This is a genomic window from Bacillus sp. FG16 (assembly GCF_057809515.1).
The window spans coordinates 1-24641 of sequence record NZ_JBMDKC010000060.1 but is presented as its reverse complement, the minus strand read 5'-3'; the positions used below and the strand labels follow the sequence as shown (position 1 = coordinate 24641).

Below are 24641 nucleotides of genomic sequence, written 5' to 3'. Positions count from 1 at the left end.
TGCGATAGTAATAGTTGCTAATACATAGGAGGAGTTAAAGTGAAAAAGACTTTAATTACAGGGTTATTGGTTACAGCAGTATCTACGAGTTGCTTCATTCTTGTAAGCGCTTACGCCAAGGAGGGGCAAACAGAAGTGAAAACAGTATATGCGCAAAATGTAATTGCTCCAAATACATTATCCAATTCAATTAGAATGTTAGGATCACAATCACCGCTTATTCAAGCATACGGATTAATTATTTTGCAACAGCCAGACATTAAGGTAAATGCGATGAGTAGCTTAACGAATCATCAAAAGTTTGCAAAGGCGAATGTACGAGAATGGATTGATGAATATAATCCGAAGCTAATTGACTTAAATCAAGAAATGATGAGATACAGCACTAGATTTAATAGCTATTATAGTAAGCTCTATGAACTAGCAGGAAACGTAAATGAAGATCAGCAAGCAAAAGCAGATTTTATGAGTGCATATGGAAAATTACAATTGCAAGTACAAAGCATCCAAGAGAGTATGGAGCAAGATTTATTAGAGTTAAATCGATTTAAAACAGTATTAGACAAAGATAGTAACAACTTATCAATTAAAGCCGATGAAGCAATAAAAACACTGCAAGGATCAAGTGGAGATATTGTGAAATTAAGAGAAGATATTAAAAGAATTCAAGGGGAAATTCAAGCTGAACTAACTACTATTTTGAATAGACCTCAAGAAATCATTAAAGGTTCTATTAATATCGGTAAACAAGTATTTACAATCACAAATCAAACTGCACAAACGAAAACAATCGATTTTGTTTCTATCGGTACTTTAAGTAATGAAATTGTAAATGCTGCAGATAGTCAAACGAGAGAAGCAGCTCTTCGCATTCAACAAAAGCAAAAAGAGTTATTGCCACTTATTCAAAAGTTATCACAAACTGAAGCAGAGGCGACTCAAATTACATTCGTTGAAGATCAAGTAAATAGCTTTACAGAATTAATTGATCGTCAAATTACAACTTTAGAAACGTTATTAACGGATTGGAAAGTTTTAAATAATAATATGATTCAAATTCAAATGAATGTTGAAGAAGGCACGTATACAGACAGTAGTTTACTTCAAAAACATTTCAATCAAATTAAAAAAGTAAGTGATGAAATGAATAAACAAACAAATCAATTTGAAGATTACGTTACAAACGTTGAAGTACATTAAGCAGAAAAATAATTAGCGATATAGGGAGAGAAGAAAAATGACAAAAAAACCATATAAAGTAATGGCTCTATCAGCACTTATGGCAGTATTTGCAGCAGGAAACATTATGCCAGCCCATACGTATGCAGCTGAAAGCACAGTGAAACAAGCTCCAGTTCATGCGGTAGCAAAAGCTTATAATGACTATGAAGAATACTCATTAGGACCAGAAGGCTTAAAAGATGCAATGGAAAGAACAGGTTCAAATGCTTTAGTAATGGATCTGTATGCTTTAACAATTATTAAACAAGGTAATGTTAACTTTGGAAATGTATCGTCTGTTGATGCGGCTTTAAAAGGAAAAGTCATTCAGCATCAAGATACAGCGAGAGGAAATGCGAAGCAATGGTTAGATGTATTAAAACCACAGCTTATTTCAACGAATCAAAATATCATTAACTACAATACGAAATTCCAAAACTATTATGATACTTTAGTTGCTGCAGTTGATGCAAAGGATAAAGCAACTCTTACGAAAGGCTTAACTAGATTATCAAGTAGTATTAATGAAAATAAAGCGCAAGTGGATCAGTTAGTAGAAGACTTGAAGAAATTCCGAAATAAAATGACTTCGGATACGCAAAACTTCAAGGGTGATGCAAATCAAATTACATCTATATTAGCTAGTCAAGATGCAGGAATTCCGCTTCTGCAAAATCAAATTACAACGTACAATGAAGCAATTAGTAAATATAATGCAATTATTATCGGTTCATCTGTTGCGACAGCTCTAGGACCAATTGCAATTATCGGTGGTGCAGTAGTTATTGCTACGGGCGCAGGAACACCGCTAGGAGTAGCATTAATTGCAGGTGGCGCAGCAGCTGTAGGCGGTGGTACAGCTGGAATCGTATTAGCGAAGAAAGAGCTTGATAATGCACAAGCAGAAATTCAAAAGATAACAGGACAAGTTACAACTGCGCAATTAGAAGTAGCAGGATTAACGAACATTAAAACACAAACAGAGTATTTAACAAATACAATTGATACTGCAATTACAGCGTTACAAAATATTTCAAACCAATGGTACACAATGGGATCAAAATACAATTCTTTACTTCAAAATGTAGATTCTATTAGTCCAAACGACCTAGTTTTCATTAAAGAAGATTTAAACATTGCGAAAGATAGCTGGAAAAACATTAAAGACTATGCAGAAAAGATTTATGCGGAAGATATTAAAGTAGTAGATACGAAAAAAGCATAATCGAATACGAATTGTTAGAGCGTTAAGTGTTGATGAATGATTTGAAGCTCCTGTTCAGTTGTGAGCAGGAGCTTTTGATATCCTTATAAGGAGAATAGGTGAAAAATATGCAGAAAAGTTTTTATAAAAAATGCCTTTTAACGTTAATGATTGCTGGGGTGGCAACGAGTAACGCATTTCCTTTACATCCTTTTGCAGCAGAACAAAACGTAAAAACATTGCAAGAAAGTGCGCAAAATTATTCTCTAGGGCCAGCTGGATTCCAAGACGTTATGGCGCAAACGACATCGAGCATATTTGCAATGGATTCATATGCAAAATTAATTCAAAATCAGCAAGAGACAGATTTAAGTAAAATAAGTTCGATTAATAGTGAATTTAAAGGGAATATGATTCAGCATCAAAGAGATGCAAAAGTTAATGCAGCATATTGGTTAAATAATATGAAGCCTCAAATTATGAAAACGGATCAAAATATTATAAATTACAATAATACTTTTCAATCGTATTATAATGACATGTTAATAGCGATTGATCAAAAGGATAGCGGAAAATTAAAAGCGGATTTAGAAAAGTTGTATGCGGATATTGTAAAGAATCAAAATGAGGTAGATGGATTATTAGGAAATTTGAAAGCTTTTCGCGATAGAATGGCGAAAGATACAAATAGTTTCAAAGAGGATACAAATCAGTTAACAGCGATATTGGCAAGTACGAATGCTGGTATTCCAGCTCTAGAGCAACAAATAAATACATATAACGATTCGATTAAAAAGAGTAATGATATGGTCATTGCTGGTGGCGTACTTTGCGTAGCTCTAATAACATGTCTTGCTGGCGGGCCGATGATTGCGGTTGCGAAAAAAGATATCGCAAATGCAGAAAGAGAAATCGCTAATTTAAAAGATAGAATTTCAGGAGCACAAGCAGAAGTCTTAATTTTGACTGATGTAAAAAATAAAACAACAAACATGACAGAAACAATTGATGCAGCAATTACAGCACTACAAAACATATCAAATCAATGGTATACAGTAGGTGCAAAATATAATAATTTACTACAAAACGTAAAAGGAATTACTCCAGAAGAGTTTACGTTTATAAAAGAAGATTTACATACAGCGAAAGATAGCTGGAAAGATGTAAAGGATTATACAGAAAAATTACATGAAGGTGTGGCAAAGTAAACAGTGGACTAGTTCTGCTGTTTATTTTTTTATCCTGTTTTTTGTGAGAGTTGAACTTGCAATTATATATAAGTTTGTCATGTGTTTTATCCATGTGTGTATAAAAATCTTTTTGTTATCGCTCCCTTTGATAGAATCCATTTTCATATGGTTTTTTTTACCGAATTTTTTAAAAATTAAATTTTATGGCTTGATAATTCATTTGAAATGATTTAATCTTATGTCAAATGATATGTTTATCTATCAAAAATGCTTTTGTAAAGATAAAGGAGTGATTGAGAATGTTAAACGCCCTATTGATGGTAAGTCTTTAGGTACAGCAGCATTGAAAAGATTGGGAAGAAATGAGTGAGCTTTCACAATAAAGAACTCTATAACTTTATGTAGTGTTTGATACCCTTCGATTAGATTTTTTGAAAAACAAATCAATATTAATTGAATCAAAGTTTAAAAATTAAATATATGAGTAGTAGAAAAAATCCATTAGTTGTTATCATGTTCTAATAAAAAATGGGAAATGGAAATTCTGAGAAAACCTGTTCAGAAAGTAAGTTAGTGAGGGGAATTCAAAACCAATTTAATAAAAGCGAGGTAAATAATATGACTTTTGAAGAAAAATTACAAGCATATGCAGAACTTACGGTGAAAATCGGTGTCAATATTCAACCAGGGCAATACTTATTAGTCAATACATCAGTGGATGCATTGGATTTCGCCCGTATAATTGTGAAAGAGGCTTATAAGGCTGGGGCAGGGCGTGTTCATGTTAATTTTTCGGATGAAGAAATGGAACGTGCTTACTTTGATTATGCCTCAGATGAAGAATTTAATCGCTTCCCAGAGTGGATAGTCAAAATGAATGATGAGCTGATCGAACGTAAAGGAGCACTATTAATGATAGATGCTACAGATCCTGATAAATTTACAGGTATTTCATCTGATCGCCTAGCTACCTATCAAAAGGTAGCAGGAGCTGCTCTGAGAAACAATCGCAACGCCGTAATGAAGGATTCAATAGCTTGGTCGATGGTAGCAGTTCCTTCACCAAAGTGGGCATCGAAGGTGTTCCCAGGTTTAGCAACTGAGGATCAAGTACCAGCATTATGGGAGGCTATTTTTAAAGCTGTTCGTATTGGTGACGGCAGTGCTATTGAAAAATGGCGTGAACATGTAACAAATTTAGAATCTCGTGCGGTCCTACTGAACGATAAAAAATATATGAAGCTTCACTATACAGCGCCAGGTACTGATTTAACAATTGCATTAGCACCACAGCATAAATGGGTTACTGGAGGTGGTAAAACTCCTGATGATACTATCTTTATGGCTAATATGCCGACAGAAGAGGTTTATACGTTACCGATGAAACAAGGTGTAAATGGCTATGTAAGCAATACAAAACCATTAGTTTATCAAGGGAATATTATCGATGGCTTTAAACTGACATTTGAAGAAGGAAAAATTGTTAAAGCTGAAGCACAGGTAGGACATGATTTATTACAGGAGCTTATTAATGTGGATGAAGGCTCTTGCTATTTAGGTGAAGTAGCACTTGTACCACATGAATCACCGATTTCAGCATCGGGAATTTTATATTTTAATACATTGTTTGATGAAAATGCATCGAACCATTTAGCGATTGGTAAAGCTTATCCAACTTGCTTAGAGGATGGAAGAGATTTAGAAAACGATCAGCTTGAAACGTTAGGGGCAAATATTTCAATAACACATGAGGACTTTATGATTGGCAGCAGTGAGATGGATATCGATGGTATTCTACCAGATGGAACTGTAGAACCAATTTTCCGTAAAGGTAGCTGGGCATTTTAAGTTTTTAATTTGAATAAAGGAGTAGAGTGGATGCAACGGTTACTAAGCATAATTGGTGCAACTATATAGGTGTTTCATCTGCTTTTGCTTAGGCTGAAAACTACCTCTTTAATTAGAAGTAAAATGCATGCAAAGGAGATAGGCCAATGAATTTCTGGGAAGTTGTTTTGATAGTAGTGAATTTTAGTCTATTGAGTTGGATACTGTTAATAGGCAGAGAAACGAAAAAGTGGTCTAAATTAGCTACTTTGATTGCCGTTGTAATGGTTACAGTTCAGTTATTGGCAGAAGGTTTTAGGTGGCAGATGATTCCGGCATATGTATCCCCAGTTATCTTAATTTTATGCTATTTATTAACTGGGCGGAAAAAGGGCTTTAGAAGTTCGGGTATATTCATAGTTAAGACTTCGTTACTATGTATCTATTTGTCTGTAGCAGTTGCGCTACCCTTACTTATGCCAGTATTTTCATTTGAAGAACCAACTGGTCCACATAGGGTCGGTACGAAGCTATATCATTGGGTTGATCATCAGAGAAATGAACCATATTCGAAAAATCCAAACGATCGGCGCGAACTGATGGTGCAAATTTGGTATCCTGCAGCTGAAAAAAGCAAGGGGGATCCAGAACCTTATATTCGTAACATAAATGAGCTCTCCAAGGGATTGGAAAAAACATTGTCTATTCCTGCATTTGCATTCAGCCACATGGAATTGGTAAAGTCTCATTCGTTTATGGATTTACAACTCTCAGACTCAGAGAATCACTATCCCATATTACTCTTCTCTCATGGTTTTAATGGTTTTCGTAATCAAAACACGTTTCAAGTTGAGGAGTTGGCTAGTCAAGGATATATTGTTCTAAGTATCGATCATACCTTTGATGCTGCAGCTACCGTCTTTCCAGGTGGTCGAACTGCTTACGTGCAGCCCATCAATTTAACTGATGAAGGAGATAGCCACATAAAATTATGGGAGGAAGATGTCAGCTTTGTCCTCAATCAGATAGAGAAACTTAACGAAAACGATGAGACCGGTTTCTTTACAGGAAGACTGGATACCTCGCGAATTGGAATGTTTGGCCACTCTTACGGTGGAGCTACCGCAGCACAAATACTTGCAAAAGATTCTCGTGTCAAAGCAGCTATCAATATGGATGGTACATTGTATGGTGAAATTTTGCCTGAAAGTGGCATTGGAAAACCATTTCTGCTCATGAGTGCAGAAGAGCCTGATGAAGCAGATCCCTTTGAAGTGAGGGAGCGATACGGACGTGGGTTAGCTGGTGGTGGTATGTCAATGGTCATTCCTCATACGGATCATACAAGCTTTACCGATTTACATTTGTTCTCACCTCTGTTGCAGAGCCCAGGTGAAAATCCAAAGGAAGTTCATCGTATTATTAACGAATTCAGCCTGGCATTTTTTGACCAGTATGTAAAACAGAAGGATGACGGCTCAACCCTTAAAAGGCTGATGACCAAATACCCGGAAGTGAATTTTAAAGTAAACCGATAACTTTATGCAGAAAGTAACTTCATTATAAAATATTCAATAATTAAATGAAGTGCAAACGGATTTAATAAAAGTAGAAAAATTACTGTAATTATTAATTCGTCATAAAAATAGTTAAAAAAACCAGATAAGGTAATCATTTTTTCTACTAAGAAAGCGATTCGTACCATTTCCTTTGGCTCTTGTATTTATTACATTAAAGAATTTAATTTCTTCATCGTTATCTAAATAATGAAATGCTAAAAATGAAACATTCAAAGTGCTATCAGTTTCAGTAATATAATTCTTTTTGAAAAGCTACATTCAGCAGCTGGACACTTTATTTGAGATTGTTTATTATAATATCAAATGATATATTCATCTATCAAAAATGACGACTTTATACAGAAAAAGGGAGAGATTGACGATGAAGAAAGACTTGTCAGCGTTGAAGGAAGCGAGATTTAATGCAATTCTTGATTCAGCTACTATATTGCTTGTTGAAAATCCTACTGCTTCGATGAATGAAATTGCGGAATATGCGGGAATTGGAATTGCTACACTCCATCGCTACGTCGAAAGCAGGGAGAAATTGATGCTGTTCTTGGGCCATCGGGCTATACAAATGGTAAGTGATACTGTAAACCAGATTCCACTGGATGAGGAAAGAAGTGAAAACTATATCCCGGAACTCATTGAAGCGTTAATCCCTTTAGGTGACAAAATCTATTTTCTAGGTCATGATGCATCTGTATTTAACAACAAAGAATTAGGTGAAGCAGAAGAGAAGCTGAGGGAACCCTTAAGACGCGTTATTGAATTGCTACAACAAAGAGGTTACTTTCAGCAAACAGTTAGCAGCGAATGGATTTTGAATACGCTTTATGCTCTGCTTTTCCATACCTGGGAACAGGTACATGAAGGAAATGTGGCTAAAAAATCTGCTGCAGAGCTTGTTTTAAATACATTTTATTATGGTTTCAAAGCTAAGGATGAATTGAGAGGGAAGTGAACTGATTCAAATCCATGATAATTAATATTAATAATATAGAAAGTGAAAAGGAGCAATAGGATAATGAATAAAATCTCTATTGTAAAGGCTGTTCATCAATCCATGGTCGGCGCCCAGCTAAATGTAATGGCATTGGAATACATGGCGTTTCCACTTGCAGGATCTGAGGAGAAGAACACAGTCGATTGGACATTTTGTAAGCTATGGCGGCAGGAGAACAACCGTTTCAGTCATCAATACGCTTATGAAGCTCAAATGGATGGGAAAACTTTAGGGATGATTACTTGCTATCCCATACCCGTTTTAAATCGTCTTGCCTGGCCCACTTTTAAACAGCTGCTTTCGTTCCGAAAGCTGGGTTTTGTTGTTTATAACATACTGAATATCAAAATGCTTTATTCCATGTTTACCTTGAAGGAGGGAGAAGATGACGAGTTTCACATCGGAACAATTGCCTTACTGCCCGAAAGTCGAGGACTAGGGATAGGTACCAGACTAATTGAGTTTGCTGAGGAACAAGCTTCGCTGCAAGGCTTTGCCAAATGCTCTCTGACGGTAAAGAAAGAGAACCAACTTGCCATTAAATTGTATCAGAGGATAGGATACCAGATTACAGGTGAAATCAATAAACCAAAGTTATCGTTGTACAGAATGGTCAAAAACGTAGAACCTTACAACCATTTATAAAAAATTTGTACAGTATTAGAGGGTACCACCACATGCCCATAAACTTAAGGATTCAAAATTACCCCAAAGTAAAAAATGTAAATTTTGTACAAGTTAACACAAAATTTTAGCTTGATAGTGATGGGATGGGGCCTCTATATAAAAAAACACAGTTTACACTCAAACTGTGTTTTTTCGACGTATAATGATTTATCAACATTTCTTTTTATTCTTTAAAATCAGCAACAGAACCAGGCCTCTCCTCAAAGTATAAATTCCAAGGGAGGAACCGTTTTTTTATTTACTTATATACGTACAGCTGTACCACTTACAGCAACCATTAACATTCCATCACGTACAACCTCGTAATCTACGTCAATACCAACGATAGCGTTCGCACCTTTTTGTTTTGCAAGTTCTTTCATTTCGTCCATCGCAATATCACGAGCGTCTTTTAGCTTACTTTCATAAGCACCAGCACGGCCACCGACAACATCACGAACTGAAGCGAATAAATCACGGACAATGTTTGCACCCATAATAGCTTCACCATTTACAATATCAATATACTCAATAATTTCTTTACCTTGAATTCCAGAAGTTGTTGTTACAATCATGACTGACACTCTCCTAATAAGTTGTAGTTTTGATAAGATTTCTTATGCCTTAGAAAAAGTGGTTCTGGTGCCAAAAATACTCGATAGAAACATAGAGTATTTTTGCATCAAAACCTGCAATTGTTTAACATATGTATCGCTATGACATATGCAATTGAATGAAAGTGATGCAATTGTTTAACATATGTATCGCCATAACATATGCAATGGATCTCTTAGAAATAAGATAAGCTACAGTAAGTATCACCGAGCCAGGTAAATAAATAGCAATATCCGAAAGCTGATTCGTATGAAGAACTGTAAAAATTATAATCGAAATGATAGATGCAATAGCAGTACCAATATAATGTGAAAAACGATTTAATATTATATGACGAAACACAGTTTCTTCAAGCAATGGCCCTAGAATACCAAATACTAGCAATGTAAAAATAAGAGGTATCCCCGTGCCTGTTTCAAGAAGCTGTTCTTGGTTCTCTGGCTGGGCAGTTGCTAGAAAACGCATAACAGATTGTTCTACAATTACCGTAAATAAAACCACCAGAGGAACACTTACTATTTTCAAAATTGTTTTCTCTTTAAAATAAGTAAAACTTTCAATAATTTCTTTCCTAAAGAAAATTATTCCTACAATAGCAGGTACAGTCAAACCGATGGCACTAAGAGCAAATTCTGATTCAACTAAATTACTGTTAGTTAAAAGTGATAGGCCAAATAATATGAACAAGCCAATTTGGAGTAGTGCAAACATTGTATAAACTATTAGCATAATAATTTCTTTTTTATTCATTTTTATAAAGTTCACTTTATTGCCCCCGTAATTAAATTACCTACAATCTTTGATTTTTCTTTCTGCATAAAGTTCTCCTTATAAATATATTTATATAAAAATTTCAAACCGGACGGTTCGGTCTGAATCGAAATCTAATAATACTACAAGTTTCTAGTTTTTTAAACCTTTTTTACAAAGTATTAACAAAATCAAAATGGAAAAAAGCAAATATATTTATATCTCAGTTGCTTTGTTACAATTTAATTCCAGTAATCATTAATGATTAATCTTTTATAGAATGAAGTGAAAGTGGGGGAGTTCGAACACTTTAGCTAAACATATTAATAAAAATTATATATAATAATCATATGTCTATACGTTAAAATTAACTATATATTTTTACCCCTGCTACGAAGTTAGGTGAAAGTAGTTGTATAACATGACTGAATTGAATAATTGGTCATGTTAATTTTGACAGAAAATTCATTTGAGTGATATAGATAATACAATTTGATTAACCTCTTTTCAAACCGTATTGTTTGAGGTTCAGATAATATAGGGGTTGATAAGATATTTTTGTTCCAAACTTCTTTATACTTACAAAAAAATTCAAGAAAATAGATGGTAAATATCACCTGAAATATTAAGCTCGTTTTTATTAGGAGGATTACAAAGCATGACTAAAGTTGATAAGGTTAAAGAAAAAATTATTGAAACATCTTTATATTTATTTAATACTAATGGGATAACTCGCACATCCATCCAGGATATAATGACAGCTACTGAATTACCTAAAGGATCTATTTATCGTAGATTCAAAAGTAAAGAAGAAATTGTCCTTGCTGCCTACGACAAAAGTGGTGAGATTATGTGGAGTCATTTTCATAAAGCAATGGAAAATAAAAAGACAGCAATTGATAAAATCCTTGCAATTTTCCTTGTATATCAAGATGCAGCTAATAATCCTCCTATTGCTGGAGGCTGTCCATTACTTAATAGCGCAATTGAAAGTACTGGAGTATTTCCAGAATTACAAAAAGCAGCAGCAAAAGGTTATGATGATACAGTAATGTTAATGGCTTCTCTCATAAAAGAAGGAATAGAGAAACAAGAACTTAAAGAAGATACAGATATTATATCGCTCGCTTCTTTTCTTGCATCTTCAATGGAGGGAGCTATTATGGCAAGTCGCGTATCTAACGATAATATACACCATCATTATTTTATTGAACAAATAAAACATCATCTTTTCTCTTATTCTAAATAAGTGAGAACTTGCAGTGTTTTCATCCGATTTTTATAAACTTAAATTGAATACATACCCCTTATGAACAGTATCTTTTGTTTATGAGGGGTATTTGAATAGCTTTTAGACGATGTTTCATGTTTCTTATTGAACGTCTTTGTTATCGTTACTACAGGAAAAGCAATAAAGAATGAATTACATATAAACTGATTTATATGTTGTAAGTGTTTCTATATTGAGTTTGTAAATCTACACAATAAGGTTTCATTGTATATAATACGTAGAATAGAAGTTCAGTTAGATAAAATTCGGTAGTCGAATTTTTTTGCATAAAGCTGTATAATGCTTGTAACGAAAGGGAAATACAGGAAGGGATTTGTAATGAGTTACTATGGAAAAAGATAAACAACAATTAAGCGTTGAAGTTGCAAGATTATATTATCAATCAGATTATAGTCAGCAAGAAATTGCTAACAAATTAAATATTTCAAGACCGACGATTTCTAGATTGTTAAAGTACGCGAAAGAAAAAGGGTTTGTTCAAATTAGCATCGCCGATCCATTTGCGGATTTAGATAACGTTGGGAATTTACTGAAAGAAAAGTACAACTTGTTAGAGGCACATGTTGTGTTTTCTCCAGTACCGGAATATGCAACGATTACAGAGTATATAAGTAAATATGCTGCTGAGTATATGGAAAAGACGGTTAAAAACGGTGATATTGTTGGTGTAAGCTGGGGAATGACGATGTATGAAATCGCTAGAAAAATCGTACCGCAACATGTAAAAGGGGTAGAGGTTGTCCAGTTAAAAGGCGGTATTAGTCATTCGAGTGTAAATACATATGCGAATGAGACGATAGCTTTATTTGCAGATGCTTTTCAAACGACGCCAAGAAATCTACCTCTTCCAGTTATATTTGATAATGCAGTGACAAAAGAATTAGTAGAGCAGGATCGACATATTCATCACATTATTGAAATGGGGAAACAAGCGAATATTGCAGTTTTCACTGTAGGAACAGTGCGAGACGAAGCGCTATTATTCCGATTAGGTTATTTCGATAAGGATGAAACAAGTTTACTCAAAAAACAATCGGTCGGTGACATTTGTTCACGTTTCTTTGATGGAGACGGAAATATTAGTAGCGAAGAGATTAATCAGCGTACAATTGGAATTGAGTTAGAGGAACTGAAATTAAAGAAACGCTCTATTTTAGTTGCAGGTGGTAATAGAAAAATAAAAGCAATTGATGGTGCGTTACGTGGCGGGTATGCAAATGTATTAATTATCGATCAGCATACAGCAAAAGAACTGTTACATTATGAAAAAGGTTAGAAATAAAAGGAGTTCTCAAAATGTTAATTTTGAGAACTCCTTTTATTTTGTTATGTATGAATGATAGGAGTCTTTTTTGAACACAAATTGCCTTTTTAAAAATAATTATGGATATGGAGATACATACTACCATTGTTAACATAGAAAATTTGATTATATATGAAGTGTTCTTTGTTAGAATGCGCTTTATTTACTACAAGAAAATGCCTTTTAAAAAAGAATGAACAAAATTTCAAAAGTGTATTTACATTTGTTCAACTAAGAGTTAGAATGAAGTTGTTAAAAGATATGAGGAGTGAAGATAATGAACATTGCAAAGTTAATTGACCATACAATTTTAAAAGCTAATACTACTAAAGAAGATGTTATGAAAGTAATCGAAGAAGCAAAGGAATATAAATTCGCTTCTGTTTGTATTAACCCAACATGGGTAAAATTAGCGGCTGATGAACTAGCTGGACATGATGTAGACGTTTGTACTGTAATCGGTTTCCCATTAGGAGCAAGCACTACTGAAACAAAAGCATTTGAAACAAAAGATGCTATTGCAAAAGGTGCAACTGAAGTTGATATGGTAATCAACGTAGGCGCTTTGAAAGATGGCGACAACGAACTTGTTGAAAAAGACATTTATGAAGTAGTACAAGCAGCAAAAGGAAAAGCTCTTGTAAAAGTAATCATTGAAACTTGCCTATTAACAGATGAAGAGAAAGTACGCGCTTGTGAATTATCAGTAAAAGCTGGTGCTGATTTCGTAAAAACGTCAACTGGATTCTCAACTGGCGGAGCAACTGCTGAAGATATCGCATTAATGCGTAAAACAGTAGGACCAAACGTTGGTGTAAAAGCATCTGGCGGTGTTCGTACACGTGAAGATGCAGACAAAATGGTAGCTGCTGGAGCTTCTCGCGTTGGAGCAAGTGCTAGTGTTGCAATCGTATTAAATGATGCAAAAGGTGCTACAGATAACTACTAATCGATAAAAGCTTAAAGCAATAGATATACGTTTAAAGTATATCTATTGCTTTAATAATTGAAAAAAATGTAAGCGGATACGAATGGGAGGAAACGGCTTATGAAATACTTAATCGGTGTTTTTGGCCTCGTATTGATTTTAGGTATCGCTTGGCTTGCTAGTAATGATAGAAAGAAAGTCAAATATCGTCCAATCATAACGATGGTTATATTACAATTCATTTTGGGGTTTCTATTATTAAATACAAGTGTAGGGAATATATTAATTAGCGGAATAGCAGATGGTTTTGGAGAGCTATTAAAATATGCCGCTGACGGTGTGAATTTCGTATTTGGTGGATTAGTAAATCAAAAAGAGTTTTCGTTCTTTTTAAGTGTATTAATGCCAATCGTATTTATATCAGCCTTAATAGGTATTTTGCAACATATTAAAGTATTACCTATTATTGTGAAATCTATCGGTCTAGCATTAAGTAAAGTAAATGGAATGGGGAAACTAGAATCATATAACGCTGTGGCATCGGCGATTTTAGGACAATCGGAAGTATTTATTTCGGTTAAGAAACAACTAGGGTTATTGCCAGAGAAAAGAATGTATACATTATGTGCATCAGCAATGTCTACAGTTTCTATGTCTATCGTTGGATCATATATGGTTTTATTAAAACCACAATATGTTGTAACCGCTTTAGTGCTTAACTTATTCGGTGGCTTCATCATTGCTTCTATCATTAACCCGTATGAAGTTACTGAGGAAGAAGATATGTTAGAAGTACAAGAAGAAGAGAAGAAGACCTTCTTTGAAGTATTAGGGGAATACATTATTGATGGATTTAAAGTTGCGATTACAGTAGCAGCTATGTTAATTGGTTTCGTAGCTCTTATCGCATTCATTAATGCAGTATTTAAAGGTGTAATTGGTATTTCATTCCAAGAAATTCTTGGTTATGCATTTGCACCATTTGCATTTATTATGGGTGTACCTTGGCATGAAGCAGTTAATGCCGGAAATATTATGGCAACAAAATTAGTATCAAATGAATTTGTCGCTATGACAGATTTAGCACAAGGAAACTTTAATTTCTCAGATAGAACGACAGCGATTATCTCTGTATTCTTAGTTTCATTTGCAAACTTCTCTTCAATTGGGATTATTGCAGGAGCAGTTAAGAGCTTAAATGAAAAGCAAGGGAATGTAGTCGCAAGATTTGGTTTGAAATTACTATTCGGTGCAACATTAGTAAGTTTCTTATCAGCAACAATCGTTGGTTTATTATTTTAATAGATTTATATAATATAAAAAGGAATGGTGATTGTAATGAGAATGGTAGATATTATCGCAAAAAAACGTGACGGCAAAGAATTAACGACTGAAGAAATCAAATTCTTTATTAATGGATATACAGACGGAAGTATTCCTGATTATCAAGTGAGTGCACTTGCAATGGCAATCTTCTTTAAAGATATGACAGATCGCGAACGTGCAGATTTAACGATGGCGATGGTTGAGTCTGGAGAAACGATCGACTTATCAGCAATTGAAGGAATTAAAGTAGACAAACATTCAACTGGCGGTGTTGGTGATACAACAACATTAGTATTAGGACCATTAGTAGCTGCTTTAGATGTACCAGTAGCAAAAATGTCTGGTCGTGGTTTAGGGCATACAGGCGGAACAATTGATAAATTAGAAGCGGTAGAAGGATTCCACGTTGAAATTACGAAAGAACAATTCATTGATATTGTAAACCGTGACAAAGTAGCTGTTATTGGACAAACAGGAAACTTAACACCTGCAGATAAAAAGATTTATGCATTACGCGACGTAACAGGAACTGTTAACTCAATTCCTTTAATCGCAAGTTCAATTATGAGTAAAAAAATTGCAGCTGGTGCTGACGCAATCGTACTTGATGTAAAAACAGGTGCTGGTGCATTTATGAAAACAGAAGAAGATGCAAAAGAATTAGCACATGCAATGGTACGTATCGGAAATAACGTAGGACGTCAAACAATGGCAGTTATTTCAGATATGTCACAACCTCTTGGATTTGCGATTGGTAATGCTCTAGAAGTGAAAGAAGCAATTGATACGTTAAAAGGTGAAGGTCCAGAAGATTTAACAGAATTAGTACTTGTATTAGGAAGTCAAATGGTCGTACTTGCGAAAAAAGCAAATACGTTAGAAGAAGCTCGTGAAATGCTAATTGAAGTGATGAAAAACGGAAAAGCAACTGAGAAATTTAAAGAGTTCTTAAGCAATCAAGGCGGAGATAGCTCAATTGTAGACAATCCAGAAAAAATGCCACAAGCGAAGTATGTAATTGATGTACCTGCAAAAACTTCAGGTGTTATTTCTAACATTGTTGCAGATGAAATCGGTATCGCAGCTATGTTACTTGGTGCTGGCCGCGCAACAAAAGAAGATGAAATTGATTTAGCAGTAGGTTTAATGTTACGCAAAAAAGTTGGCGATGCAGTAAAAGAAGGCGAGCCGTTCGTAACAATCTACGCAAATCGTGAAAATGTAGAAGATGTAAAAGCAAAAATTTATGAGAACATCTCTATCGCTGAAACAGCAGTGGCTCCTAAATTAGTTCATACAGTTATTACTGACTAATCATTATTTCATTTACTTTGAGGGGGAAATAATATGGATAAGAAAAAATATATTGAAGAAGCAAACAAGATGTTATCGAAAGCGTATATTCCGTATTCTAAATTTCCTGTTGGCGCAGCGTTAGTTACGAAAGAAGGGAAAATCTATACTGGTTGTAATATAGAAAATGCTTCTTACGGTTTATGTAACTGTGCAGAAAGAACAGCAATATTTAAAGCAGTATCAGAAGGTGAGCGCGATTTTAGTTACTTAGTTATTACAGGAGAAACTGATGGACCGATTTCACCATGTGGTGCGTGTAGACAAGTAATTGTTGAATTCTGTGATCCGAAAATGCCTGTATTACTAACGAATGTAAAAGGTGATGAAAAAGAAGTGACTGTTGAGCAATTACTTCCAGGTGCTTTCACAATTGACGATTTAAAATAAGTTAAAAAGCCATTTTGCAATTATTAATTGCAGAATGGCTTTTTTGTTCATATTCCGTTCATAAACTTTGCGTAAAATGATTGCAGCGAATATGGAAAGTTTACAGCAGGAGGAATATAATGAAGAAATTCTATAATGCGGCATGTAGTTACTTATTGGTTTATGATTTTGCTAAAAAAGTCATTTAAATAGATAGGAGTGGAAAGTATGATAGCACTTTTATCAAGTGTCATAGCGGTTTGTATGGCTGTTGGGGTAATGTTTCTACGTTTTAAAGCAGCGAAAAAGCCGGTAACGAAAAAGAAAATTATATTACCACCAATTTTTATGAGTACAGGCGCGATGATGTACTTTTTACCAGAGTTTCGATTAACATCGTTAGAAATAGTCGAGGCAATTAGTATAGGGCTTATTTTCTCTATTTTTCTTATTAAAACAACTAAGTTCGAAATAAAGGGCGAACATATATTTATGAAACCGTCAAAAGCATTCATATTCATTTTAGTAGGCTTATTAGCTGTACGCGTGGCATTAAAGTCATATTTAAGCCAATCAATTGATTTGGCAGAGTTAAGCAGCATGTTTTTCTTACTTGCATTTGCGATGATTGTGTCGTGGAGAATTGCGATGTATCGCTCGTTTACTAAATTAGAAAAGACAATAAACAGAGCTGGAATTTCTATATAGGAAATCCAGCTCTGTTTATGTTTTATTGAAATTCTTTAGCGTGGAACTCATTTGCTTAATTTTAAACGTATTTGAGCATCTTGTAATGCAACTGGTGTAACGTTAAGACCATTCGAATCAACAATTTTTGTATTTAATAAAATGGAATCTAGGCTTCCACGAAATGTTTCTGTATAGTTTTGACGTAACATTTGTTGTTCTTGTTTTTCATCAACTGTTAATCCAGATGTTCTTTCTTTTTTTGATAATTCATTAATACGGAATAAAATATTTTGCATTTTGTTCACCTCTTGTTTTAAATTAAATTAGCAACTTACTAATTTATAGTTATTGTAACTTGTTTAGTTGTTTGTGTCAATACTATCTAAAAATAAGTTAAAAATTGACGAAAAATTATAACAATAATAGAATAAAGTGTATTGAATAATTAGTTTCACAATTATACATAAAACGCTAGGGGGATTATTATGAAATCAACATTTTTTGCTCAAAATAGAGAAAGACTAACGAAAACATTACCTGATGAATCCGTTACGATTTTATTTGCGGGACAAGCACCGCATATGTCAGCTGATGCACATTATAAATTTGTACCGAATCGTAATTTTTACTACTTAACGGGAATCGATGAACCAAATGTTATTTTTATGCTAAAAAAGTTTGGGAATAGTGTAGAAGAGACACTTTTTATTGAAAAATCAGATCCAGTAATGGAAAAATGGGTTGGGAAAACAGTTTCTAGCGAAGAAGCAGAGGGAATTTCAGGTATAAAGAAAGTTGTATATTTAGATAGCTTTGAAAAGACAATGTCAAATATACTTTTTACAGAAAATGCGAAGCATCTATATTTAGATATAGAACGTCGTGAGTGGAATGGTACGGAGACAAAAACATTAGCATTTGCTAAACATGTAAGAGAACAATACCCACACGTAACAATTGGTAATGTATATCCGAACATTTGTGAATTACGAGTATTTAAAACAGAGGAAGAAATTGAAATTATTAAAGAAGCGATTGCTATAACGCAAGACGGTATTTACAACGCACTTAAGCATGCAAAAGCAGGTATGATGGAGTATGAATTAGAAGCTCAATTTGATTTTACACTGAAATCATCTGGCATTAAGCACCATGCGTTCAATACAATTTTGGCAAGTGGTAAAAATGCTACAGTTCTTCATTATGAAGATAATGATGCACAAATTCAAAATGGTGATTTAGTATTGCTAGATTTAGGTGCTCAAAAAGACTACTATAACGCTGATATTAGTTATACATTCCCGGCAAATGGAACATTCTCTAGTCGTCAAAAACAAATTTATAATATTGTATTAAAGGCATTAAAAGAAACAACAGAGATTATTAAGCCAGGATTAAAGTTCGCTGCATTAAATGAGCATACAAAAAAGGTGCTGGCAGAAGAGTGTAAAGCAATTGGTTTAATTCAAGAAGATGAAGAGTTATCAAAATACTATTATCATGGTGTCAGCCATTTCCTTGGTTTAGATACACATGATGTAGGAACATATAAAGATAGAGTGTTAGAAGAAGGTATGGTTATAACAATTGAACCTGGTCTTTATATTGAGGAAGAGTCGATCGGTATTCGAATAGAAGATGATATTCTTGTAACGAAAGACGGGTATGAAAACTTATCAAAAGATATCATTAGAGAAGTTGAAGAAATTGAAGAATTTATGAGTGTAAATAATGAACATGTAAAAGGAAACCAAGCTGTAGTTAAATAATAAAAAAGTCATCACTAATTTATTTGAACTTTATCTCGAATCGTGGACAATTAAAAAATCCAGGATTCGGGATAGGGTTCTTTTTATCTTCGAAATACTAATCTTTAATTATTAATCCTAATAAAGTTGCAATCTGAACAGCTTGATATATTGATACTTTACATCCTTTTAAATCGTTCACTGAAACTGTAAGTGTATCAAAGTTAGAAGAACTAATATCTATCCCCTTCAGTGATGTCTGATCAAAATTAGCTTCGTCAAGACTACATAATTGGAATTCAACTTTTTTTAGTTTACAGTCAAAAAAATCTGCATTATTTAATGAAGTTTCATTAAATATAATTTTTTCTAGTTTAGAATTTCCAAATGCTGCTAAATCCAAAATTGAATTCTCAAATTTAACATTTCCTAAGCTAGATTCTGCAAAATTAACCCCGATTAATTTACTGTTTTTAAATTCGACTCTATGAACAGAAGAATTGCTTAAATTAACATTTGATAAATCGCAGTTTTCAAAACAAACATCTGTAATATCAATATTGCTAAAGTCTGTATTAGTGAATTTACAATTCTTTATCACTGCATCATACAATCGCACTCTATCTACAGATTCATTTTCGAAAGTGGAGTCTATAATTTCACACACTTCTAATGTTGGATCTTCTTCATAAAAAATATCTTGAAAATTCTTTGAAGATAACTCTGGTGAAATTTTTGGTCTATCAATTTTCATCGTATATCAATCCTCTTCTATTTGATATATTTGTGTAATTTGAGTCTATTGTCTTCTTGTAAGGAACATTAGTTCTTATTATACAAAAATGTAAGTTCTTTTGTGAAGAGCATTTTAGCTACATTTTTCTTATTTAATAATAGCAGTGTTATTGTTTCTTAAGAAATAACGTCAAAACAAATACGAGAACGGCTAGTATAGTCGCTACAAGGAAAATATTTTGTATTTCTAAAATATTCGCCTCTTGTAATGTCTCCGCTTTTAGTAATCTTCCAATTAGCTTACGTAAGATCTAATTACATCTCCTTATTTTCTTGAAAATCAACTTCTATAATGATTTTGAAAAAGAAAAAGGTGAAAGTGACATTAAAAAATGAATTATCTGCACCAGTATCTATTCATTGGCATGGATATCCTGTCCCAAATAACATGGATGGAATTCCAGGCGTGACACAAGATGCGGTTGAACCAGGAAAAAGTTTCACTTACGAATTTGAAGCGAACGTACAAGGAACGTACTGGTATCACTCGCATCAAGATTCTGTAAATCAATTAGATAGAGGTTTGTATGGAGCGCTCATTGTAGAAGATACAAAGGAAAAATATGATAAAGATTACACATTAATGTTGGATGAATGGGTTACAGATAAAGAAGAAATTAATAAGCAGTTAAAAGAAATGACAAAAGGGCAAATAGGTAATAAATCTAAAGGTAATGAAAATGGGGAAAAGAATGATGATATGGACATGGACAGTGATAGAAAAGACTCTAGTAATATGGCAGGAATGGACCATGGAAATATGAAGATGGAAGGTCATGATATGAGTATGTATGATTTATTCACAATCAATGGAAAAAGCGGTGATTTAGTAGCGCCATTAAAAGTGAATAAGGGAGATAAAGTTCGTCTTAGACTCGTCAATGCTGGTTATCTATCACATGATATACATGTTCATGGTCATGATATAAAAGTAATTGCGACAGATGGTCAGCCAATAAACGATCCAAAAGTTATAAAGGATAAAGTAATTTCAATCGCACCGGGTGAACGTTATGATATTGAATTTACTGCTAATAATCCTGGGAAGTGGTATGTTGAAAACCATTCAAAAAATAAAGGTGCAAAAGGAATGAAAGCTGTTATTGAGTATGATGGCAGCAAAGAGATGAAAGATAAAGCAGACGAAAAAGAAAAATTACCGAAAGTAGATATAATGAAATATGGTACTAAAAAATTAGGTAGTTTCACGTTAAATCAAGAGTATACTGCCACATATAATATGGACTTAAATACGCAAATGAATGGAAATGAAATGGTATATACAATTAACGGAAAGGTATTTCCAGATATTGACCCAATTCAAGTGAAAAAGGGTGATTTAGTAAAAGTGAAGTTGGTAAATCGTTCTAAAATGGATGATCACCCAATGCATTTACACGGGCACTTCTTCCAGGTGTTGAGTAAAGATGGAAAACCGATAAAAGGTTCTCCAATTGTAAAAGATACATTGAACTTAAAACCGGGTGAAGAATATGAAGTAGCCTTTGTAGCAGACAATCCGGGTGAGTGGATGTTCCACTGTCACGACCTACATCATGCTTCAGCAGGGATGGTAACGGAAGTGAACTATACAGATTATAAATCTGACTATGTTCCAAACCAAAACATTCCTAATAAGCCAGAATAATAGGAAGCAGTTATCCTATGGATAGCTGCTTATTCATTTTTGTTGCAAGTACTAATGTATATGTTGATTATGCCGAGGTGAAGGTGAGGGAGTATGATCTGGGAATGTCGCGAATACGGCAACGATAATTACTACACTAATTGAAAGTAATAACAAAAAACGCCGTCGGATAAAAGTAGAAAAGTTCTCTGATAACAATTGAATTATACATGACATAGTAATCGTTATAGTAAGTAAGAGACTAATGAACAGTATACTATGAGCTTGTTGAGCATTTAACATTTCTGTAATCATTGCTCCCATCATACTTGCCATTAATCCAGAGAACATTCCTTCTAAAGCAGTATATAGGTGAAAACGTAGACCGATTAAAAAACCGATAAAACCACTAATTAAAATAGCAAGCAAAGTAGAATATAGTAATTCCCCCTTAAAGAGAATGCCTAAATAAAAACCAATACTTAAACCGATACTCATACTAAAAGACATAATAAATACCATATACTCCATTAGGGTACTCTTACGTTTAGAGATATTGGATGCAATAAGAATTGAGGTACAGCAAAGTGTTAAGGTAGTTAACGTATAAGCAAACATTATGATACCTCCTTGTCCTATCGTTCATTTCATCATATGTTTATATGGAGAGTACTTATGCTTATTAATATCTGCATATTATCTGCACAATTTCATAGATGTAAGCAAAGGAACGCTTGATTTTTTAGGGCGTCTTTTTTAATTGTAAGCATGTGAAAGAAATTGTTATATTATGAGTTTCTATTGTGAAGCCATAAAGAATAAGCGTATAATATTATAGGTCTCACATTTGCGAGACAAACCGCGAATGATAAATAAGATTGTTGTTTTATCATCGCTTCTAAACATATATACAATGAAAGTAACACTGGAATACAGATAGGGAGTTATAAAATGAAATTAATTATTGCCGAGAAACCAGATCAAGGTTTGGCTCTTGTTTCACAATTTAAATATCGCCGGAAAGATGGGTATTTAGAAGTAGAAGCGAATGAGTTATTTCCAAATGGAGCGTACTGTACATGGGCAATTGGTCATTTGACGCAGTTATGTAATCCAGAGCATTATCACGCAGAGTGGAAAAAATGGTCACTTAATACGTTACCGATGATTCCAGAGCGTTTTCAATTTGAAGTAACAAAGTCAAAGTATAAGCAATTTAACGTTGTGAAACAGCTGTTACATAATCCACAGGTAACAGAAATTATTCACGCAGGCGATGCTGGGCGTGAAGGGGAACTGATCGTACGAAATATTATTAATCTTTGTAACGTGCAAAAGCCGATGAAGCGTCTATGGATTTCGTCTTTAACGAAGCAAGCTATTTACCAAGGATTTAAAAATCTACTTGATGAATCAGATACAATTAATACGTATTACGAAGCATATACAAGATCTTGCGCTGACTGGGTTGTTGGTATGAATGCATCACGTGTCTTTAGTATTTTGCTAAAGAAAAAAGGAATGAATGATGTATTTTCTGCTGGTCGTGTCCAGACACCAACGTTAGCATTGATTGTAAAGCGAGAGAAAGAAATTGAAAACTTTAAGTCAGAGCCGTTTTGGGAAGTGTTCGCAACCTTTAATATAGAAGGAAAGAAATATGACGGGAAATGGGAAAAGGATAATGAATCCCGCTTAAAAGACCCTGATATGGCGAATAAAATTGCGGCATTTTGCCAAGGGAAACCGGCTGTTGTGAAGGAAATGAAAACGGAGCGTAAAGAGTTTCAGCCGCCGCTTTTATTTAACTTATCAGCACTGCAAGCGACAGCGAATAAAGCCTTTAAATTTTCACCGAAAAAAACGCTTGATATAACGCAAGCACTATATCAAAAAGGGATTGTTTCTTATCCACGTTCAGATTCTAACTATGTTACTCAAGGAGAAGCAGCGACGTTCCCTGATATTTTACAGAAGTTAAGTCAGTTTGATGAATATAAAGGTGTATTACCGGCTCCGGTTGAATCCATTATGAACAATAAGCGTTATGTGAATGAAAAGAAAGTTACAGATCACTACGCGATCATACCGACAGAGCAAGTTACAAATCCAAGCAAACTATCAGGTGATGAAAAGAAAATTTACGATATGATCGTAAGAAGACTAATTGCGGCGCATTATGAAGTAGCGATTTTTGACTATACAACGATTACAACTCTTGTAGATGAACGTGCTGAATTCATTTCAAAAGGAAAACAGCAAATTCAAGAAGGTTGGCGTAAAGTTATTTTCCAAGATGATAAAGATGACGAAACCATTCTTCCAATTGTTGCTGAAGGCGAAGAAGGAAAAGTTGTAAAGGTGAAAGTGAAAGAAGGAAAAACACAGCCGCCGAAGCGTTATACAGAAGGACAACTTATTACGTTAATGAAAACAGCTGGTAAGTATTTAGAGAATGAAGAGCTTGAGAAAGTATTAAAGAAAACAGAAGGTTTAGGTACTGAGGCAACTCGTGCAGGTATTATTACGATGCTGAAAGACCGTAAATATATAGATGTGCAGAAAAACCAAGTGTATGCGACTGATAAAGGAAAAGTATTAATTACAGCAATCGGTGATAAAATACTCGCTTCACCAGAAATGACTGCAAAATGGGAGCAACGCCTTGCGGAAATCGGGGAAGGTACAGCTTCACCAGCTACATTTATGGAACAGACGAAAAAGCTATCAGCCAAAATTATTGAAGACGCAGTTGAAATGTCTGAGAAATGGGATTTCACTGGATTACATGTTGAATCGATTGAACGAAAAGGATCGAAATTTACAACAGGTAAAAAGGTTGGTAACTGTAAAAAATGTGATGGCGATGTAATTGATAAGTCAACGTTTTATGGTTGTTCTAACTATAATACAACGCAATGTGATTTCACCATTTCAAAGAAGATATTAAGTAAAACAATTTCGCAAAAGAATATGACAAAGCTCTTAAAAGATGAAAAGACTGATTTAATTAAAGGCTTTAAAAAGGGCGAGAAAACGTTTGATGCGAAATTAGAGTGGAAAGATAATAAGATTAATTTTGTATTTGAGAATTAATTTGTTAAAAGAGCATGACTGAAGTGACCCCTAAAAGTTAGACACGGTTATTTCATTAGGCAGCTTGATAAAAG

General features: G+C 34.1%; 22 protein-coding genes and 1 pseudogene. 17 read left to right on the top strand and 6 right to left on the bottom strand.

Annotated features, from left to right (window positions below; translation table 11 throughout):
- Positions 1-39: 39 nt before the first annotated feature.
- The 5 genes from nheA to ACODS7_RS20400 all read left to right on the top strand — a co-directional run bounded on the left by nheA (position 40) and on the right by ACODS7_RS20400 (position 6980).
- Positions 40-1200: a non-hemolytic enterotoxin NHE subunit A gene (nheA, locus tag ACODS7_RS20420; RefSeq protein ID WP_243168817.1), complete on the top strand. Its 1161-nt coding sequence runs from the start codon at positions 40-42 to the stop codon at positions 1198-1200.
- Positions 1201-1237: 37 nt separating this feature from the next.
- Positions 1238-2446, top strand: coding sequence for a non-hemolytic enterotoxin NHE subunit B (gene nheB / locus ACODS7_RS20415; protein WP_000162968.1), 1209 nt, complete (start codon positions 1238-1240; stop codon positions 2444-2446).
- A gap of 107 nt (positions 2447-2553) precedes the next feature.
- Complete coding sequence (gene nheC / locus ACODS7_RS20410; protein ID WP_043936928.1) at positions 2554-3633, top strand: non-hemolytic enterotoxin NHE subunit C; 1080 nt, start codon at positions 2554-2556, stop codon at positions 3631-3633.
- 600 nt (positions 3634-4233) lie between these two features.
- A complete protein-coding gene (locus ACODS7_RS20405; protein ID WP_048565318.1) occupies positions 4234-5463 on the top strand; it encodes an aminopeptidase in 1230 nt (409 codons plus the stop codon).
- A 146-nt stretch (positions 5464-5609) separates the two neighbouring features.
- Positions 5610-6980 (top strand): alpha/beta hydrolase family protein, encoded by a 1371-nt coding sequence (locus tag ACODS7_RS20400; protein ID WP_043936827.1) that lies wholly within the window; start codon positions 5610-5612, stop codon positions 6978-6980.
- A gap of 2 nt (positions 6981-6982) precedes the next feature.
- Here ACODS7_RS20400 and ACODS7_RS20395 read toward each other — a convergent pair whose 3' ends face one another.
- Positions 6983-7147 carry a hypothetical protein gene (locus ACODS7_RS20395; protein WP_016082058.1) on the bottom strand — a complete coding sequence of 55 codons (165 nt, stop codon included), beginning with the start codon at positions 7145-7147 and terminating at the stop codon, positions 6983-6985.
- A gap of 236 nt (positions 7148-7383) precedes the next feature.
- Between ACODS7_RS20395 and ACODS7_RS20390 the strand changes: the two genes are divergently transcribed.
- Positions 7384-7968 carry a TetR/AcrR family transcriptional regulator gene (locus ACODS7_RS20390; protein WP_043936825.1) on the top strand — a complete coding sequence of 195 codons (585 nt, stop codon included), beginning with the start codon at positions 7384-7386 and terminating at the stop codon, positions 7966-7968.
- A gap of 63 nt (positions 7969-8031) precedes the next feature.
- Positions 8032-8655, top strand: a complete 624-nt coding sequence (locus ACODS7_RS20385; protein ID WP_001033856.1) for a GNAT family N-acetyltransferase — start codon at positions 8032-8034, stop codon at positions 8653-8655.
- Between the two features lie 284 nt (positions 8656-8939).
- Here the strand turns inward: ACODS7_RS20385 and ACODS7_RS20380 are convergent, their stop codons facing one another.
- Both ACODS7_RS20380 and ACODS7_RS20375 read right to left on the bottom strand, forming a co-directional pair.
- Positions 8940-9251: a heavy metal-binding domain-containing protein gene (locus ACODS7_RS20380; protein ID WP_000637505.1), complete on the bottom strand. Its 312-nt coding sequence runs from the start codon at positions 9249-9251 to the stop codon at positions 8940-8942.
- A 139-nt stretch (positions 9252-9390) separates the two neighbouring features.
- Positions 9391-10056, bottom strand: coding sequence for a CPBP family intramembrane glutamic endopeptidase (locus tag ACODS7_RS20375; RefSeq protein WP_048565320.1), 666 nt, complete (start codon positions 10054-10056; stop codon positions 9391-9393).
- A gap of 643 nt (positions 10057-10699) precedes the next feature.
- Here ACODS7_RS20375 and ACODS7_RS20370 point away from each other — a divergent pair.
- From ACODS7_RS20370 to ACODS7_RS20340, 7 genes are all read left to right on the top strand, one after another.
- Positions 10700-11290 (top strand): TetR/AcrR family transcriptional regulator, encoded by a 591-nt coding sequence (locus ACODS7_RS20370; RefSeq protein ID WP_048565321.1) that lies wholly within the window; start codon positions 10700-10702, stop codon positions 11288-11290.
- A gap of 370 nt (positions 11291-11660) precedes the next feature.
- Positions 11661-12608: a DNA-binding transcriptional repressor DeoR gene (gene deoR, locus ACODS7_RS20365; RefSeq protein WP_016082054.1), complete on the top strand. Its 948-nt coding sequence runs from the start codon at positions 11661-11663 to the stop codon at positions 12606-12608.
- 304 nt (positions 12609-12912) lie between these two features.
- A complete protein-coding gene (gene deoC / locus ACODS7_RS20360) occupies positions 12913-13584 on the top strand; it encodes a deoxyribose-phosphate aldolase (RefSeq protein WP_001017441.1) in 672 nt (223 codons plus the stop codon).
- Between the two features lie 99 nt (positions 13585-13683).
- Entirely contained in the window at positions 13684-14865 is a 1182-nt protein-coding gene (locus tag ACODS7_RS20355) for a NupC/NupG family nucleoside CNT transporter (protein ID WP_016082053.1), read from the top strand.
- Positions 14866-14901: 36 nt separating this feature from the next.
- On the top strand, positions 14902-16203 hold the full coding sequence (locus ACODS7_RS20350; protein WP_001983022.1) for a pyrimidine-nucleoside phosphorylase: 1302 nt from the start codon (positions 14902-14904) through the stop codon (positions 16201-16203).
- A 33-nt stretch (positions 16204-16236) separates the two neighbouring features.
- Positions 16237-16632, top strand: coding sequence for a cytidine deaminase (locus tag ACODS7_RS20345; RefSeq protein WP_043935005.1), 396 nt, complete (start codon positions 16237-16239; stop codon positions 16630-16632).
- A gap of 207 nt (positions 16633-16839) precedes the next feature.
- Positions 16840-17319 carry a CcdC family protein gene (locus tag ACODS7_RS20340; protein WP_043935006.1) on the top strand — a complete coding sequence of 160 codons (480 nt, stop codon included), beginning with the start codon at positions 16840-16842 and terminating at the stop codon, positions 17317-17319.
- Between the two features lie 47 nt (positions 17320-17366).
- On the opposite strand, the gene ACODS7_RS20335 is transcribed toward ACODS7_RS20340, so the two are convergent.
- Positions 17367-17597, bottom strand: coding sequence for a DUF896 domain-containing protein (locus ACODS7_RS20335; RefSeq protein ID WP_001179618.1), 231 nt, complete (start codon positions 17595-17597; stop codon positions 17367-17369).
- 189 nt (positions 17598-17786) lie between these two features.
- Between ACODS7_RS20335 and ACODS7_RS20330 the strand changes: the two genes are divergently transcribed.
- Positions 17787-19070 carry an aminopeptidase P family protein gene (locus ACODS7_RS20330; protein ID WP_029442004.1) on the top strand — a complete coding sequence of 428 codons (1284 nt, stop codon included), beginning with the start codon at positions 17787-17789 and terminating at the stop codon, positions 19068-19070.
- Between the two features lie 97 nt (positions 19071-19167).
- On the opposite strand, the gene ACODS7_RS20325 is transcribed toward ACODS7_RS20330, so the two are convergent.
- The gene (locus ACODS7_RS20325; RefSeq protein ID WP_243168818.1) at positions 19168-19803 is read right to left on the bottom strand and encodes a pentapeptide repeat-containing protein; all 636 of its coding nucleotides are present in this window, start codon (positions 19801-19803) and stop codon (positions 19168-19170) included.
- A gap of 342 nt (positions 19804-20145) precedes the next feature.
- Between ACODS7_RS20325 and ACODS7_RS20320 the strand changes: the two are divergent.
- Positions 20146-21492: pseudogene (locus tag ACODS7_RS20320) on the top strand (multicopper oxidase family protein); the annotation flags it as partial.
- A gap of 51 nt (positions 21493-21543) precedes the next feature.
- Here the strand turns inward: ACODS7_RS20320 and ACODS7_RS20315 are convergent.
- A complete protein-coding gene (locus ACODS7_RS20315; protein WP_098629244.1) occupies positions 21544-22089 on the bottom strand; it encodes a hypothetical protein in 546 nt (181 codons plus the stop codon).
- 333 nt (positions 22090-22422) lie between these two features.
- On the opposite strand from ACODS7_RS20315, the gene topB reads away from it, so the two are divergent.
- Positions 22423-24567 (top strand): DNA topoisomerase III, encoded by a 2145-nt coding sequence (gene topB, locus ACODS7_RS20310; protein ID WP_029442008.1) that lies wholly within the window; start codon positions 22423-22425, stop codon positions 24565-24567.
- The last annotated feature ends 74 nt before the right edge of the window (positions 24568-24641 follow it).

Excerpts from the sequence above, each read along its gene's own strand:
- nheB (WP_000162968.1), top strand. The coding sequence starts at position 1,238 with ATGACAAAAAAACCATATAAAGTAATGGCTCTATCAGCACTTATGGCA.
- nheC (WP_043936928.1), top strand. The coding sequence starts at position 2,554 with ATGCAGAAAAGTTTTTATAAAAAATGCCTTTTAACGTTAATGATTGCT.
- ACODS7_RS20405 (WP_048565318.1), top strand. The coding sequence starts at position 4,234 with ATGACTTTTGAAGAAAAATTACAAGCATATGCAGAACTTACGGTGAAA.
- ACODS7_RS20400 (WP_043936827.1), top strand. The coding sequence starts at position 5,610 with ATGAATTTCTGGGAAGTTGTTTTGATAGTAGTGAATTTTAGTCTATTG.
- ACODS7_RS20395 (WP_016082058.1), bottom strand. The coding sequence starts at position 7,147 with ATGGTACGAATCGCTTTCTTAGTAGAAAAAATGATTACCTTATCTGGT.
- ACODS7_RS20390 (WP_043936825.1), top strand. The coding sequence starts at position 7,384 with ATGAAGAAAGACTTGTCAGCGTTGAAGGAAGCGAGATTTAATGCAATT.
- ACODS7_RS20385 (WP_001033856.1), top strand. The coding sequence starts at position 8,032 with ATGAATAAAATCTCTATTGTAAAGGCTGTTCATCAATCCATGGTCGGC.
- ACODS7_RS20380 (WP_000637505.1), bottom strand. The coding sequence starts at position 9,251 with ATGATTGTAACAACAACTTCTGGAATTCAAGGTAAAGAAATTATTGAG.
- ACODS7_RS20370 (WP_048565321.1), top strand. The coding sequence starts at position 10,700 with ATGACTAAAGTTGATAAGGTTAAAGAAAAAATTATTGAAACATCTTTA.
- deoR (WP_016082054.1), top strand. The coding sequence starts at position 11,661 with ATGGAAAAAGATAAACAACAATTAAGCGTTGAAGTTGCAAGATTATAT.
- deoC (WP_001017441.1), top strand. The coding sequence starts at position 12,913 with ATGAACATTGCAAAGTTAATTGACCATACAATTTTAAAAGCTAATACT.
- ACODS7_RS20355 (WP_016082053.1), top strand. The coding sequence starts at position 13,684 with ATGAAATACTTAATCGGTGTTTTTGGCCTCGTATTGATTTTAGGTATC.
- ACODS7_RS20350 (WP_001983022.1), top strand. The coding sequence starts at position 14,902 with ATGAGAATGGTAGATATTATCGCAAAAAAACGTGACGGCAAAGAATTA.
- ACODS7_RS20345 (WP_043935005.1), top strand. The coding sequence starts at position 16,237 with ATGGATAAGAAAAAATATATTGAAGAAGCAAACAAGATGTTATCGAAA.
- ACODS7_RS20340 (WP_043935006.1), top strand. The coding sequence starts at position 16,840 with ATGATAGCACTTTTATCAAGTGTCATAGCGGTTTGTATGGCTGTTGGG.
- ACODS7_RS20335 (WP_001179618.1), bottom strand. The coding sequence starts at position 17,597 with ATGCAAAATATTTTATTCCGTATTAATGAATTATCAAAAAAAGAAAGA.
- ACODS7_RS20330 (WP_029442004.1), top strand. The coding sequence starts at position 17,787 with ATGAAATCAACATTTTTTGCTCAAAATAGAGAAAGACTAACGAAAACA.
- ACODS7_RS20325 (WP_243168818.1), bottom strand. The coding sequence starts at position 19,803 with ATGAAAATTGATAGACCAAAAATTTCACCAGAGTTATCTTCAAAGAAT.
- ACODS7_RS20315 (WP_098629244.1), bottom strand. The coding sequence starts at position 22,089 with ATGTTTGCTTATACGTTAACTACCTTAACACTTTGCTGTACCTCAATT.
- topB (WP_029442008.1), top strand. The coding sequence starts at position 22,423 with ATGAAATTAATTATTGCCGAGAAACCAGATCAAGGTTTGGCTCTTGTT.